Origin of the sequence: Pseudomonas sp. L13 (genome assembly GCF_009935965.1) — a bacterium.
Taxonomy (GTDB): domain Bacteria; phylum Pseudomonadota; class Gammaproteobacteria; order Pseudomonadales; family Pseudomonadaceae; genus Aquipseudomonas; species Aquipseudomonas lactis.
In genome coordinates this window covers 1-14,899 of record NZ_QODJ01000064.1, presented here as the reverse complement: position 1 = coordinate 14,899, position 14,899 = coordinate 1, and the positions used below count along the sequence as shown (strand labels likewise).

Annotated in this window: 9 protein-coding genes and 1 pseudogene; 3 read left to right on the top strand and 7 right to left on the bottom strand. The window is 59.6% G+C overall.

The features are described 5' to 3' along the window. Positions 1-229: 229 nt before the first annotated feature. Complete coding sequence (locus DK871_RS24120; RefSeq protein WP_161906888.1) at positions 230-5,272, top strand: leucine-rich repeat domain-containing protein; 5,043 nt, start codon at positions 230-232, stop codon at positions 5,270-5,272. A gap of 11 nt (positions 5,273-5,283) precedes the next feature. On the opposite strand, the gene argR is transcribed toward DK871_RS24120, so the two are convergent. The 7 genes from argR to acs all read right to left on the bottom strand — a co-directional run bounded on the left by argR (position 5,284) and on the right by acs (position 13,288). Next, positions 5,284-6,264, bottom strand: a complete 981-nt coding sequence (argR, locus tag DK871_RS24115) for a transcriptional regulator ArgR (protein WP_014719597.1) — start codon at positions 6,262-6,264, stop codon at positions 5,284-5,286. Positions 6,265-6,482: 218 nt separating this feature from the next. Beyond that, entirely contained in the window at positions 6,483-7,247 is a 765-nt protein-coding gene (locus tag DK871_RS24110; RefSeq protein ID WP_003193620.1) for an ABC transporter ATP-binding protein, read from the bottom strand. 27 nt (positions 7,248-7,274) lie between these two features. Further along, positions 7,275-8,387 (bottom strand): succinylglutamate desuccinylase/aspartoacylase family protein, encoded by a 1,113-nt coding sequence (locus DK871_RS24105; protein WP_161906887.1) that lies wholly within the window; start codon positions 8,385-8,387, stop codon positions 7,275-7,277. Between the two features lies 1 nt (position 8,388). Beyond that, positions 8,389-9,087, bottom strand: coding sequence for an ABC transporter permease (locus DK871_RS24100; protein WP_005790641.1), 699 nt, complete (start codon positions 9,085-9,087; stop codon positions 8,389-8,391). Further along, positions 9,084-9,773: an ABC transporter permease gene (locus DK871_RS24095; RefSeq protein ID WP_003193627.1), complete on the bottom strand. Its 690-nt coding sequence runs from the start codon at positions 9,771-9,773 to the stop codon at positions 9,084-9,086. Before DK871_RS24095 ends, DK871_RS24100 begins: the two co-directional genes overlap by 4 nt. Before the next feature lie 91 nt (positions 9,774-9,864). Continuing rightward, entirely contained in the window at positions 9,865-10,650 is a 786-nt protein-coding gene (locus tag DK871_RS24090) for an ABC transporter substrate-binding protein (RefSeq protein WP_161906886.1), read from the bottom strand. A gap of 682 nt (positions 10,651-11,332) precedes the next feature. Next, entirely contained in the window at positions 11,333-13,288 is a 1,956-nt protein-coding gene (acs, locus tag DK871_RS24085; protein WP_005790645.1) for an acetate--CoA ligase, read from the bottom strand. Positions 13,289-13,685: 397 nt separating this feature from the next. Between acs and DK871_RS24080 the strand changes: the two genes are divergently transcribed. Both DK871_RS24080 and DK871_RS24075 read left to right on the top strand, forming a co-directional pair. Continuing rightward, positions 13,686-13,955, top strand: coding sequence for a DUF2790 domain-containing protein (locus tag DK871_RS24080; RefSeq protein WP_003193635.1), 270 nt, complete (start codon positions 13,686-13,688; stop codon positions 13,953-13,955). 555 nt (positions 13,956-14,510) lie between these two features. Continuing rightward, positions 14,511-14,899, top strand: a pseudogene (locus DK871_RS24075) (ribonucleotide-diphosphate reductase subunit beta); the annotation flags it as partial.

The following is a 14,899-nucleotide window of genomic DNA, read 5'->3' as shown; positions in this document are numbered from 1 at the left end:
CGCCACCTTGTCGCCAAGCGACAACTTCTTATAGCGCCAACCCCGGTTTTACGCGGGTTTACGGCAATGCGACATATTGCGTCGCAATGGCGCAGTGTAAACGCTGCGCTACGTGAGAGGCAGAGGCACCGCCTGCTGATTTTCACCAACCCCCTTAACTATCTGCCACCCGTGGACCAACCGGACTTGCTGTGATGAGCGTGACTCACCCCACTGAAGGATCAGCCACGTGCCCACACCCGCCCCCGCAACGATTATCCAACGCCTCACACTCGCCGCCTCCCTGGTACCCGCCGGGATTCATACACGCCTGCCGCCCTGGCTGGGAAGCCTGTCCGAGGGTAAACGCCAGGCCTTGAAAGATGCGCCACTTGAGTTTGCCAGCGGGCAGGTCGACGCCAGCCGCCATCAGCAAGTCCCCCTCAAACAGGCCGTAGAGCAGAGCTGGGCTGCGCAGAACGAAGTAGACGCGGCGCTGGCCGACCTCAAGACACCGCAGGCGTTCGCCGCGCCACTGCTGCAACAGGCGCTCAAGACGCGATGGGGCGTGGACATCGACGTCAGCACCACCCATCTGCGCCTGTATGCCCCGCTGACGACGCTGCTATTCCCTATCGAGACCGGCGTCAAAGTCTGGACCGCGTCGCTGGTAGACGCGGCGCTGCACAACTTCGACGCAGCAGAAAGCGAAAAAGGCGCCTACACCGCAGACTCCAGTTTCATCACTCAACCTTCCTCCACCGGCCAGTTCGACACCCTGCCCTCCGTAAACAGCAAAATCAGCATCGAGGCATTCATCGGGCTATGTCGTAAACTGGACATTGGGGCGCAATACCAGGCCTACCTCAAAACGTTTTTCGGCTTCAAAGACGCCAAACGCAAAGCCTCGCTGCGCACTACAGTCACCGAAAGCCTTAAAGCCGAAGCACAAGCTGCCGTGCACCTGGCGCGCCTGCAAAAGGACGGTAGCGAAAGGGCATTACGCACACTCCAGTCCCAGCTCAAAGGGGTCAATGGCCTGACGCTCGAAGGCAAGATCCTGTGCAACCACGACCTGAGCCTGATGGACGCGCCGCTGGCCGGCATCGTGCTGTTCGCCGCCGACTTGGAGCTGCACAGCAGCGCCGTGCCCATGGTGGTGTACATTCCCGGCGACCCGAAGGCCCCCCTGAAGTATTACCGCGACGGCATCGCGTTTATTCAGGATTTGACCCGCAAATTGCGCGACGCCGACTATCAGGCGTTTTTCAGCCGCTTTATCAGCCACGAACACCGCGCCTACTTCTTTGCCGATCTCAATAACCGTTTGTCTCAGATAACCTGGCATCAGCCAGTTCCCGGCGACCCCAGGCCGACGTGGCGCACAGAACCTGTTGCCAACCCCAATCTGCAGGTGCACGCAACCAAAATCAGCGGCGACCTCTACGAACATCTTTATGAAATCAAACTCAACAGGCTGCTCAATGACGCGCGAAGCATCGCCGTGTCCACCGCCGACGCCGACAGCAAGGCACGCTGGCAGCGCTGGGACATCGTGCAAAAAATAGGTAAGGCCCTGCTCGAAATCGCTGCCTTCATCGCCACCCCGTTCGTCCCCCCGCTGGGCTTGCTGATGCTCGGCTACACCGCCTATCAGCTGCTGGACGAGGTGTTCGAAGGCATCCTCGACTGGGCCGAGGGCCTCAAGCGCCAAGCGCTCGCGCACCTGATATCGATCACGGAGCAAATGGTGCAATTGGGCATGTTCGCGGTCGGCGCGCCGATTGCCGAGGGGCTGCTGCGACAGGCGCTGCCTCAGGAGGTCTGGGATTTCTTTGACCGCCTCCACCCGGTCGCCTCCGGTGACGGCAAAACCCGCTTGTGGAATCCGGACTTGGCGCCGTACGCCCACGATATTCCGTTGGAGGGCAAATCACGCCCCACTCACGAGGGGCTGTACGCATATGGGGAAAAGCAGATTTTGCCACTCGACGGTCAGCACTTTGCCGTCAAGCAACAGGCAGGCAACGCCGTACTGGCGCACCCAACCCACGCGCATGCCTACCCAGCGCCGATCATCGGCAACGGCAAAGGCGCCTGGTTGACCCCACTGGATCGCCCAATGACATGGGATCGCACCACCTTACTGCGCCGCCTCGGCCCGCCCGCAGACACGCTCAATGAAGCCGCACTGGAACAGGCGCATCGCATCAGCGGCACGAACGACGCGACCCTACGCAAACTGTATATGGACCGCCAGCCGCCTCCACCCTTGCTGGCCGATACCCTCAAGCGCGTCAACATCGACCGTCAGTTGCAAGACTTCATCGACCAGATGAACAGCGACGACCCGCGGGTTTACTCAAAAGCCGACCCGCAGACCCAACTCTGGCTGCTCAGCCAGACCAGCCTATGGCCCGACTCCAAGACCCTGCGCTTTCTCAACGCCAAGGGTGAAACCGTGTGGGAGCACCTGGGCCGGGAAAACGCTGCGGTGGTGCAGATCCATGAAGCGCAGATGAACAACGGCAGCCTGCTCAAGACCCTGCTGGAAACCCTCGACGAATCAGAGCGCAAAACCCTGCTCGAAGAAGACTTCGCAGCCCCGGCCACCCAACTGCACGTGCGCGCGGCGAAACTGCGCAAACAGCTGGCACGCCGAGCCGAGGACAAACGCGCCTCGATGTTCGACTCACGTTATCGAGGCGTGGAAATTACCGCCGATGCCCGCGTGCAAAAGGTCATCGACAGCACGCGTGGCCTGCCCGTCAGCGCAGCCGAAGAAGTGTTGCGGGGCGCCACCGGCCAAGACCTGTTGGACATCGACCAGGGCACCCTACCTTCGCACCTGATCGAACGCGCACACTGGTTGGCCCACCATGTAAGAATCAGCCGTGCGTATGAAGGCCTGTACATGAGTGCACTGGAAAGCGGCGACACCCACCGACTCGCCCTGCACAGCCTGGAAAAATTGCCGGGCTGGTCGCCACAGGTGCGCCTGCAAGTGCGCGACTTCAACCGTACCGGCCACGTAAGAGACGCCATCGGCGCCACCGAGGCACCGATCCAACGTCTGCTCGTACGCACCATCGATGGCGACTACATTCCCGAAGACAGCAAGGGCACCCTGCTGGGCGAAACCGATTTTTACACCGCCGTGCTCCAGGCACTCCCCGATGCACAGCGCGACGCACTGGGCATGCAAATCGGCCAAGGCCCGCACTTGAAAGAAACCCTGCGCCAACACGCGCTGACACGCGATGAACTTGGCCCTCTGCTGGCTGAGGCGCCAGTGCTCAAGCCGCCCTACGACCCGAGGCTGATGCGCCTGCCAGGCGGAATGGAGGGTTACGAAGCCATACCCGCCTACCCAGCCAACAATCAGGCGGCGCTACTGCTGCACGAGCTCTACCCCAGCCTGAACCCAGGCCAAGTGAATGCCATATTGGCTTTCTTGCAAACCCGCCCTGGCTCTGCCCTGCAAACACTTCAAACCATGCGGGCCGAGTTCCAGCAGTTGGAAACCGGCCTGTCGGCCTGGCGCGCCCAGGCTTCCCAAGTTGTCATCGATAACCAAATGCCATCCTCGACCGCAGCGCTTGCCGACGAGAGCCTGCACCGCTGGATCTGGACAAACGAACTGATCCGCGCCTGGCGCTATGAAAGCCCGAAAGACCCCCTCTTTGCCGGCGGCACCCAATTGCTCCTTGACTACCCCCTGCACGGTGAGCTGCCCACACTCAGTGCCACCTTCGATCACATCTCCCACCTGAGATTCAAAGGGTATCGCACCACCCAAGGCACACTCGGCTTCCTGCCCCGTTTTCCCAACCTGCGAACCCTGGAAATCAGCGATATCGCCCTGAACACCGTGCCAGCCGAAATCATTGCACTGCCCCATCTCGACAGGCTGTCACTCCGCAATTGCAACATCCACCTGACGAGGCGAAGCCGTGCAGACCTTGGCATGTTGACCCAACTCAAAAGCCTTGACCTGTCCCACAACCCTCAACTATCGCTTTCTCCAAACCTTGGAAACATGCCAGCGTTGCAGACGTTGAACGTGAGCCACAGCGGAATATCGCTGTTTCCCGAGAACCTGCTCAATCGCCCGCAACTGACCAGCGCCGACCTCAGCGCCAACTACTTAAGCAGATTGCCAGACGCGCTCTTCAAGCTACCTGGTGAACACGCCAAAGCATTCAACTTGTCAGGCAACCCACTTTCGCGCGCCACGCTGCAAAAGATCAAAAACTATTGCGGTAAAGCCGGTGAGCACTTCGGTGCAGAGGCCAACCCAGCCGAGCGCCTCTTGGCCCAGGCGTTCTTTCCCACCTACACCGCAGAGCAAGCCAACAACTTTATCTTCAAGCTGCCCGGCAGCCTGGATAACACCATGCCAATACTCATGCGCCTGACAGCCGATAAAGCGGATTACGTACGCCTGCAAGCGGATCTGGAAGACTGGGTGACGACGGTTCCCGAGCGCTACCCCTTCATCGACACCCCCATGGACCCCGGCATACAAGCCCAACAGCAAATTCTGCGGCAACACTGCAAGACACTGCTGGAGGCGGCTTGGCGCGGGGAAACCAACCTGGACGCAACCAATGGAGGCGCGTCCAGCACCCACGAGATGGGGCTGACCGTGCCGCTGCTGGGGGACCTGCCGCCCCTGAATATCGACTTCAGGCATGTTTCAAAACTGGAGTTGAGAGCCGAGGGAACCACATCGATCCCCGAGGGTTGGCTGGTGCGCTTCCCCAACCTCGAAAGCCTGCACGTCCATCGTTATGCCCTGCGAGACATCCCTGGCGACGTATTCAAGCTGGCAAAACTCGAGTCGCTCATACTTTCCCATAGCCACATTCGGTTGACGGCAACAAGCACCGAGGCCCTGAGCGACCTGGCCAACCTTAAATACCTGGACCTGAGTGGCAACCCCTTGGGTATCGCACCCGATGTCAGCAGGATGCAGGGTTTGAACGGCCTGCTAATCGAAAACGCAGGGCTGACCACCTTGCCCAATGGGGTATTGAGTTTGCAATCACTGACTCAACTGGATTTGAGAAACAACCTGCTTACTGAGCTTCCCAGCGACCTACTTGAAGTGCCCGCGGACCGTGCGGACGGTTTCGTTCTGGCTGGCAACCCCTTCTCGCCCGAAACGATCACCCGGCTGGTCTCAATTTATGAGCGTACCGCTGTGGATTTTGGTGTCCCTGAAGTTCGCGAGCGCGCGCAGCTATCCCCGACTCGCTCAACCGACGTGTCAGAGGAGGAAGATGAATAACAAAGGCCCACTCAACCGCGCTCGGACGGCACCGACGACAACTCGAACGGGCTGCTGCTGCGCCGCTGGTTGCGATCTTCACGGGGCGTGGCGCCGAAGAAATTGCGGTAGGCGCTGGAGAAGTGCGGCCCTGAGGAGAAGCCGCACGACAGGCCGATCTGGATGATCGACTTGCTGGTTTGCATCAACATCTGGCGCGCTTTGTTCAGGCGCAATTCCAGGTAGTACTGGCTGGGAACGCGGTTGAGGTACTGCTTGAAGATGCGTTCAAGCTGTCGTCGTGAGACGCACACGTGCTGGGCAATTTCATCGGTAGTCAGCGGTTCTTCGATATTGGCCTCCATCAACAAAACCGCCTGGGTCAGCTTCGGATGGCTGGAACCCAGGCGGTTTTGCAACGGAATACGCTGGCGCTCGCCGCCTTCGCGGATGCGTTCTACTACCAACTCTTCGGACACTGCACCGGCCAGTTCGGCACCGTGGTCACGGGCCAACACCGCCAGCAGCAGGTCGAGCACCGACATGCCGCCACAGGCGGTGAGACGGTCACGGTCCCAGTCGAACAAATGGCTGGTGGCAATGACCTTGGGGAAACGCTCGGCGAAATCGTCCTGCCAGCGCCAGTGCACAGCGGCGCGGTAGCCATCGAGCAAGCCCAACTGGGCCAGCGGATACACACCTGCCGACAAGCCGCCGATCACACACCCCGCCCGAACCAGCTGCTTGAGCGCGGAGCTCAGTGGCGAAGCGATGACCGTCGGCGGTTCGTCGGCCAACAGGAACAGCTTCTGAAAGCCCTCCAGCTTACCGGCCCACGGCTCACCCGGCAGTTGCCAGGCACCTTCGACGGCGGGTTCGGCGAGCAAAAACGACAGCTCGTAGATCACATCCGGATGCACCCGCTGGGCAACGCGCAAGGCCTCCTCAGCCAGCGCAAGCGTAAGGGCTTTTGTGCTGGGCCAAATCAGGAAACCAATTTTGTGGGCGGTCATGGAGTGCTATCCGGAGCGAAAACAGTGAAAGAAGCTGTGGGCCAATGCTAGCCCGTAAACCAACACAAATCTCAAAAACAATGAAGACCTGCTCTCCTGTAGGAGCGAGCTTGCTCGCGAAAAACCTGAGAACGCCACGGGGTATCAGGCTTCCCGCGTTATCGTTGACGATCTTCGCGAGCAAGCTCGCTCCTACAGGGGGTGGGTGGCCGTCTTGATTATTTCAAACTGCCAGAGAGGAACTGCTGCAAACGCTCCGACTGCGGGTTCACCAGCACTTCGCGCGGGTTGCCACGTTCTTCAACCACGCCTTTGTGCAAAAACACCAACTGGTTCGAGACTTCACGGGCAAAGCCCATTTCGTGGGTCACCACCACCATGGTGCGACCTTCCTGGGCCAGGTCCTGCATCACCTTGAGCACTTCGCCTACCAGCTCAGGGTCGAGCGCCGAGGTCGGTTCGTCGAACAGCATCACCTCCGGTTCCATCGCCAGGGCGCGGGCAATCGCCACGCGCTGCTGCTCACCGCCGGACATATGGCCGGGGAACGCATCCTTACGATGGCCCACGCCGACCTTGGCCAGGTAGTGCTCGGCCTTTTCACGGGCCTCTTTCTTCGATACGCCCAGCACGTGCACCGGGGCTTCCATCACGTTTTCAAGCGCGGTCATGTGCGACCACAGGTTGAAATGCTGGAACACCATGGACAGGCGCGAACGCATGCGCTGCAACTGCTTGGGGTCGGCGGCCTTCATGGCGCCGTCTTTGTTGGCGACCAGTTTGAGCTCTTCGTTATTAAGCAGAATCTTGCCGGCGTGGGGTTGCTCGAGCAGGTTGATGCAGCGCAAAAAGGTACTTTTGCCCGAACCACTGGAGCCGATGATGCTGATCACATCACCGGCGGCAGCGGCCAGGGATACACCCTTGAGCACTTCATGACTGCCATAGCGTTTATGCAGGTCTTGGACTTCAAGCTTGTACATGCGGTCGGTTCTCACAAAAACAGGTGGTCAGTCGTTGAGCAAGCGCCCGTGACGCAGCGCTTCGCGCCCCGCCACCTTGGCCAGCCAGAAACCCGCTTGGGCATAACGTAGCCGTTCAACGGCAAACAACACCCCCGAGGTGCCCGCGCAAATAGTGCTTACGCGGTCAGTCAGGGGGTCAATCACTTCAAAAATCTCGTCGCCGGTTTCTACCCAGTCGCCCGCTTTACGCAGGTAACTGATCACCCCGGCATGGGGCGCGAACAGCAGTTCGGTGCCCTCGAAAGGCACACCTTCGCAAGGTTCGTGTTGCGGCGCGGGCCACTCGCCCTTGATCAAGCCTTGTTCGGCGAGGAACGCAAGGATGCCTTCGGCGTGGAAGATGGCTTCATCACGGCCGGTGTCGGCCTGGCCGCCCAACTCCAACGTCGTTGCCAGGCAGGCCAGCGGAATCTGCGCCTGCGGGAACATGCGCGACAAACGCAGCCACGGCAACGAGCACGCCTCGTCAAACGAACTGCCGCCGGAATCTTCCGCCAGCAGGCCGACCTTCACATTCAGGTGTGCCGACAGCGACCGCCACTGCGGCCAGTGTTGGGGCAGCGCGTACATGTGCAGTGCGGCTTCGGCGTCGCAATGCAAGTCCAACACCACATCAGCGGTGCACGCATGGCTCAGCAGGATACGCTGCATGCCTTGCAACTGGCTGCTCGGCTCGGGCAAGGCGGCGAGCGTATCGCTCAAGGCCTGGCGAATCATGCGCACATTGGCGTGCGGGTCATCACCCAGCTTGCCTTGTAACAATGCGCCGACCGGCTCGCTCAACTCAACGAAGTCACGATTGAAGTTCTTGCCGCTGCCCACTTCGAAACGCCCCTGGTGGCTGCCTTGCAACAGCTGGCCAAGGCCCATCGGGTTGGCCACCGGCACCAGCTCGATGACGCCGTTGAGGGCGCCCTGCTGCTCCAGCTTTGTGAGGCGTTTTTTCAGTTCCCACGCGGCACGCATACCCGGCAACTCATCGGCGTGCAGGCTGGCCTGGATATAGGCCTTGCGCTCGCCGCTGCCGAAACGAAACACGCTCAGTTGGCGCTCGCAGCCCAGGTGCCCCCAGGGCAACAGATGATCGATACGTTCCATATCAGTGCTTCCGTGGAGCCAGGTAGCTCAGCCAGCGGCGCTCGGCCAACTTGAACAGGCGCACCAGGATGAAGGTCAGGCACAGGTAGAACACGCCGGCGGTGATATAGGCTTCGAACGGCAGGTAGTACTGGGCGTTCACCGTGCGCGCGGCACCGGTGATGTCGATCAGCGTGACGATGGACGCCAGGCTGGTGGTCTGCAGCATCATGATCACTTCGTTGCTGTACTGCGGCAGCGCACGGCGCAGGGCCGACGGCAACAGGATGCGGCGGTACAGCTTATAGCGCGACATGCCCATGGCCTTGGCCGCTTCGATCTCACCGTTAGGCGTGGCCTTGAGGCTACCGGCGATGATCTCGGCGGTGTAGGCGCTGGTGTTGATCGCAAACGCCAGGCACGCACAGAACGTGGCACTGGACAGCAGCGGCCACAGGAAGCTCTCGCGCACCACTTCGAACTGGGCCAGGCCGTAGTAGATCAAAAACAACTGCACCAGCATCGGCGTGCCACGGATTACGTAGGTGTAGAGCCAGGCCACGCCGTTGACGACCGGCTGCTTGGACACGCGCATCAAGCCCAGCGGCAAAGCCGCGAGCAGGCCGAAGAACAGCGAGATGGCGAGCAGTTTCAGGGTGGTCAGCAAGCCGCCAAGGTACAGCGGCATGGCCTCCCAGATGACGTTGTAGTCGAAGATCATAGATCAGCCGCCCTTACGCCTACCGAGTAGCGCTTCTCAAGGTAACGCAAGGCCAGCAACGACACGCTGGTGATCACCAGGTACATCGCCGCCACTGCGAGGAAGAAGGTAAAAGGCTCGCGGGTGGCGTCTGCCGCCTGCTTGGCCTTGAACATCATGTCTTGCAGACCTACCACCGAAATCAACGCGGTGGCCTTGGTCAATACCAGCCAGTTGTTGGTAAACCCGGGAATCGCCAGCCGAATCATCTGCGGCACCATCACCCGGAAAAACACCTGGAAACTGCTCATGCCATACGCAAGGCCCGCCTCGGCCTGGCCCTTGGGAATGGCCATGAAGGCGCCACGGAAGGTTTCCGAGAGGTAGGCGCCAAAGATGAAACCCAGGGTGCCGATACCGGCGGCCAAGGGGTTCAAGTCGATATAGTCGTCAAAGCCCAGCAACGGCGCGACGCGGTTAAGCAAGTCCTGACCGCCGTAGAAAATCAGCAGGATCAGCACCAGGTCGGGGATCCCGCGGATCACCGTGGAGTACAGATCGCCCAGCCAAGCCAGCCAGCGTACCGGCGACAGGCGTAGCGCGACCCCGATCAGACCCAGAACGATGGCCAAGGCCATGGACGACAAGGCGAGCTGAAGCGTCAACCAAGCGCCATCGAGGATAACGGCCCCGTAGCCTTTCAACATGATTCAGGTCCTCGAAAAGGGGGATGAAAAAATGGCGCAAACTTCAGGATGACTGTTGCTTGCGCCATTTCGGACAGACAGCTGCGATGAATTACTTGGCGTCAGCGCCGTAAATATCGAAGTCGAAATACTTGTCCTGGATTTTCTTGTACTCGCCGTTGGCGCGGATGGCAGCGATGGCCGCGTTGATGCGCTCAAGGTTTTCCTTGTCGCCTTTGCGCACTGCGATGCCAATACCGTCGCCGAAGTATTTGGCTTCGGTGAACGATGGGCCTACAAACGCGTAGCCTTTGCCGGCGTCGGTTTTCAGGAAACCGTCCTGCAGCAGGGTGGCGTCAGCCACGGTACCGTCGAGACGACCGGCAGCCACGTCCAGGTAGATTTCGTTCTGGGTGCTGTAGCCCTTGATATTCGCACCTTTTGGCGCCAGGACTTCACGGGCGAAACGGTCGTGGATCGAACCGCGCTGCACCCCGATCGTCTTGCCTTTGAGTTCATCCAGGCTGTCGCTGACGGTGGTGCCTTCCTTCATCACCAGGCGCGCTGGGGACAGGTAGTAGCGGGTGGTGAAGTCCACGGATTTCTTGCGGTCTTCCGTGATGGACATGGACGACAGGATTGCGTCGATCTTGCGCACTTTAAGTGCCGGGATCAGGCCATCGAATTCCTGCTCGACCCAGGTGCACTTGACGTCCATCTGCTTGCACAGGGCGTTGCCGATGTCGTAGTCAAAACCAACGATGCTGCCATCCGGCGCCTTCGAGGCAAACGGAGGGTAAGCCGCTTCGATACCAATTTTCAGCGGCTTGCCTTCGGCGAAAGCCTGCATGGACAGCACGGACAGCGCCAGGGCGCCCAACAGCACGAGTTTCTTCATCTTGGGACTCCATCGGTATAGGGCAAAAACAGCAGTATGAGCCATGGCCCACGATGCGGCGAAGGTGTAACCGAATAGCGGTGCTGCGTCCTGCGCGGGCGACACCTGCGACGACGAGCGAGTGATCGGCATTCTAACGACAGGCCGGAAGCCGATATTTCCTCAATGCGACAACAATTTACAGAAGCACTGAGAAAGCGGTTCCAGCTCATTGACAGCCTCTGAATTTTATGCAGAGACAAAAGATATTAAACCTGATGATGCTGCAAATTGCGGGCCTATTATTCGCAAACCCTTCTAGCACGGCAAGTCTGGCGTTTAATCTTATTTTTAAGGGTGTCTAGAACGCGGTTTTTCGGGGCGTAGGCGTGGTCCATCGCCCCAGGTTTGTGCGGGCGGTTACACATTTGCGCGGGTCGGTAACATTCAGAAACGTCCTACAGGGAAAACCGATATTTATTGGTTTGGTTGGAATGCGGCTCTGTCAGCCCCCCCTTATGAAATGCGATCTGAACTGTGGGAGCTGGCTTGCCTGCGATAGCGGTGTGTCAGCCAGCCAACCGTTGCCTGACACACCGCTATCGCAGGCAAGCCAGCTCCCACATTGGGCCTCGGTGCTCTTGAGCTATAAAAAAGCCCCACCCGGCTTGCACCGAATGGGGCTCTGTCCCACCTACCCCGCTTACGCGACGTTCATGGTCTTGTGCGTTTCAATCAAATGCGCCACCACACTCGGATCTGCCAGGGTAGAGATATCCCCCAACCCATCGTATTCCGCCGTGGCGATCTTGCGCAAAATGCGCCGCATGATTTTCCCCGAGCGCGTTTTCGGCAGCCCCGGTGCCCACTGGATTACATCCGGCGAGGCAATCGGCCCGATTTCCTTGCGCACCCAGTTCTTCAGCTCCAGGCGCAGCGCTTCATTGGGCTCCTCACCATTTTTCAAGGTGACATACACATAGATGCCCTGCCCCTTGATGTCGTGGGGCACGCCCACCACCGCCGCCTCGGCGACTTTGGGGTGGGCAACCATGGCGCTTTCGATCTCGGCGGTGCCCATGCGGTGGCCGGACACGTTCAGCACATCATCCACACGGCCAGTGATCCACCAGTAACCGTCCTCATCGCGACGTGCTCCGTCACCGGTGAAGTACATGCCGCGGAAGGTCTTGAAGTAGGTGTCGACAAAACGGTCATGGTCACCGTACAGGGTACGCGCCTGGCCTGGCCAGGAATCCAGAATCACCAGGTTGCCCTCGGCGGCGCCTTCGATGATGTTGCCCAGGTTGTCCACCAGCGCCGGCACCACACCGAAAAACGGCCGTGCCGCCGAACCCGGCTTCAGCGCATGGGCGCCCGGCAGCGGGCTCATCAGCGTGGCGCCGGTTTCGGTTTGCCACCAAGTGTCGACGATCGGGCAACGGGATTGGCCGACGTTCTTGTAGTACCAGTCCCAGGCTTCCGGGTTGATCGGCTCGCCCACCGAACCCAGCAGGCGCAGGCTGCTGCCGTCGGCGCCTTCGCAGGCTGCGGTGCCGGAAGCCATCATGGCGCGGATCGCGGTCGGTGCGGTGTAGAGGATGTTGACCTTGTGCTTGTCGACGATCTTCGCCACGCGGGTGATGTCCGGGTAGTTCGGCACGCCTTCGAACAGCAGCGTGGTCGCGCCATTGGCCAGCGGGCCGTAGACGATGTAGGTGTGGCCAGTGACCCAGCCAACGTCGGCGGTGCACCAATAGATTTCGCCCGGGCGATAGTCAAATACGCGCTCGTGGGTCAGGGCCGCATAGAGCAAGTAGCCACCGGTGGTGTGCTGCACGCCCTTAGGCTTGCCGGTGGAACCGGAGGTATAAAGGATGAACAGTGCTTCTTCGGCGCCCATCTCTTTTGGCGCGCAGACGGTGCCCGCCACTTTCATCAGGTCTTCGTACCAGATGTCGCGATGCTGGTTCCACTTGATCGCACCATTGGTGCGCTTGCACACGATCACCTTCTGGATGCTGCTGGTTTCCGGGTTGGTCAGTGCGTCGTCGACGTTAGCTTTCAGCGGAATCTTCTTACCGGCACGGATGCCTTCGTCAGCGGTAATCACCACTTTTGACTTACAGTCGATGATGCGACCGGCCAGGGCTTCCGGGGAGAAACCGCCAAACACCACCGAATGGATCGCGCCGATGCGGGTACAGGCCAGCATGGCGACCACGGCTTCGGGAATCATCGGCATATAGATAGTCACCACATCGCCGCGGTGCACGTCCTGGCCGCGCAAGGCGTTGGCGAACTTGCAGACTTCTTCATGCAACTCGCGGTAGGTGATGTTGCGGCTCTCGGCAGGGTCATCGCCCTCCCAGATGATTGCAATCTGGTCGCCACGTTCGGCGAGGTGACGGTCCAGGCAATTGTAGGAAACGTTCAGGGTGCCATCGGCGAACCATTTGATGTCGACATGGTGGTCGTCGAAAGAGGTCTGCTTGACCGCGGTGAAAGGCTTGACCCAGTCAAGGCGCTTGGCTTGCTCGCGCCAGAAGCCATCGGGGTTGACCACCGACTGCTGGTACATGGCCTTGTAGGTCGCCTCGTCGGTCAGCGTGTTGGCTGCTACTTCGGGGCGAACGGGGTACAGGGAAGCCGCACTCATCTTTCTTACCTCGGTGACATAGTTGTTGTTGTATGGCCCCTGTTGTAGCCGGGGTGGGCCTATAGAACCATTCGACGATGGTAGTAACAAGACCCTACAAATTGCCCTGCTATGCCGTTTCAGCGCTCTGGCCCGCGTGCTGCGGCGCCTGGCAGCTTTCTGAAAAAATCTTAATCGAGGGATTGTTACAAAAACCGCCAAAAGTGTTTATCAAAACCACGGGTATATGAATATAACCGAGGCGCCTAAAATCAACTCCGCCAACAAGGCACTCTGATTAACAACGCAACAGCCCCCACGAAGGCAACGTTAATCCGAACTTCCTAACTTTTAAGTAACACACGCGGCCTCACAAGGGCCCCGTGCCCCCTTTCGCCCTGAAGAAGGTAATGAAGCAATGAAAGCGTTATTAGTGATGGCCCTGAGCAGCCTGTGCGCCACCGCCGCCCTGGCTGACGAAGCCCCGACTGAACTGGCCGGCCAGAACGCCCCGATCGTTGAGGACTACACCTACAGCACACACTTGGATGTGGCCAAAGTCTTGTCCATGAGCAGCATTCCAGAAGTCTGCGAAGTTGTACCGGCGAAGATGGAATATGAAGATTCGCAAGGCCAGCGGCATATTCTTAACTATCAAGTGATGGGCAATGGTTGCTCTAACGGCTAATAACTTCTAGAAGTTGGATTCTTAATTGCCGCAAGAAATCGTTCTTGCGGCCAAGAACCCGCCCTTGAATACACCGCACATCAATTGTGGGAGCTGGCTTGCCTGCGATGGCGATTTCAGCCACGACCACTCTTTTTACGCCCTCTTCCCCTGCCCCCAAAAAAACATCCCCGCCCGTCAAAAATCCCCACCCCCAGCAAAGCCTTGCAAACACTCGCTTTGGCCGAAAACCACGTCATTTTGGCGCTCCCAAGTGACCATCCGCCGCAACACAAACCCAATTTTTTCCCTATAATGCGCGGGTAAATCGGGCCTGCAATATCCCTTTACACAGGGACAAAGAGCCAGACCTTGAGCCTGTGCTGCAGCAAGCACGCATCGCTGCGCCCCTCAAGCCTCATGCAGCACCCGTAACCTGATTCCGTTTATTTGCCTGCGCGAGCTGTTGCAACAAACGATTCCTTAAGATCCACCGCGGCCCAAGGGCCGTGTGAACACCCAACCATCCGGTTTCACACGGGCACCTTTGAGCCCTCACGCAGGAGACGACACGTCATGCTGAGCTGGGACGAATTCGACAAAGAAGAAGAAGGCGAAGTAGCCGCCAAAGGCGCCAACGCCGGCCACGCCACCGAAGCCAACATGGACCGCCTCGACGGTGCCGGCGCCGCTGCCGCCGTGGAAGCTCGCGCCGTCACCGCCAACGACTCCGCCGCCATCGTGCGTGCCAAGGCCGCCCTGGACAAACTCGACGTCGCCGAAGGCCTCGCCGAGCTGGAAGGCGCCTCCGCCCGCGTCGCCGTTGACGAAAAGCGCATGATCAACTGCCGTGCTGACCTCAACCAACTCGTGCCGTTCAAGTACGACTGGGCCTGGCAGAAGTACCTCGACGGCTGCGCCAACCACTGGATGCCGCAAGAGGTCAACATGACCGCCGACATCGC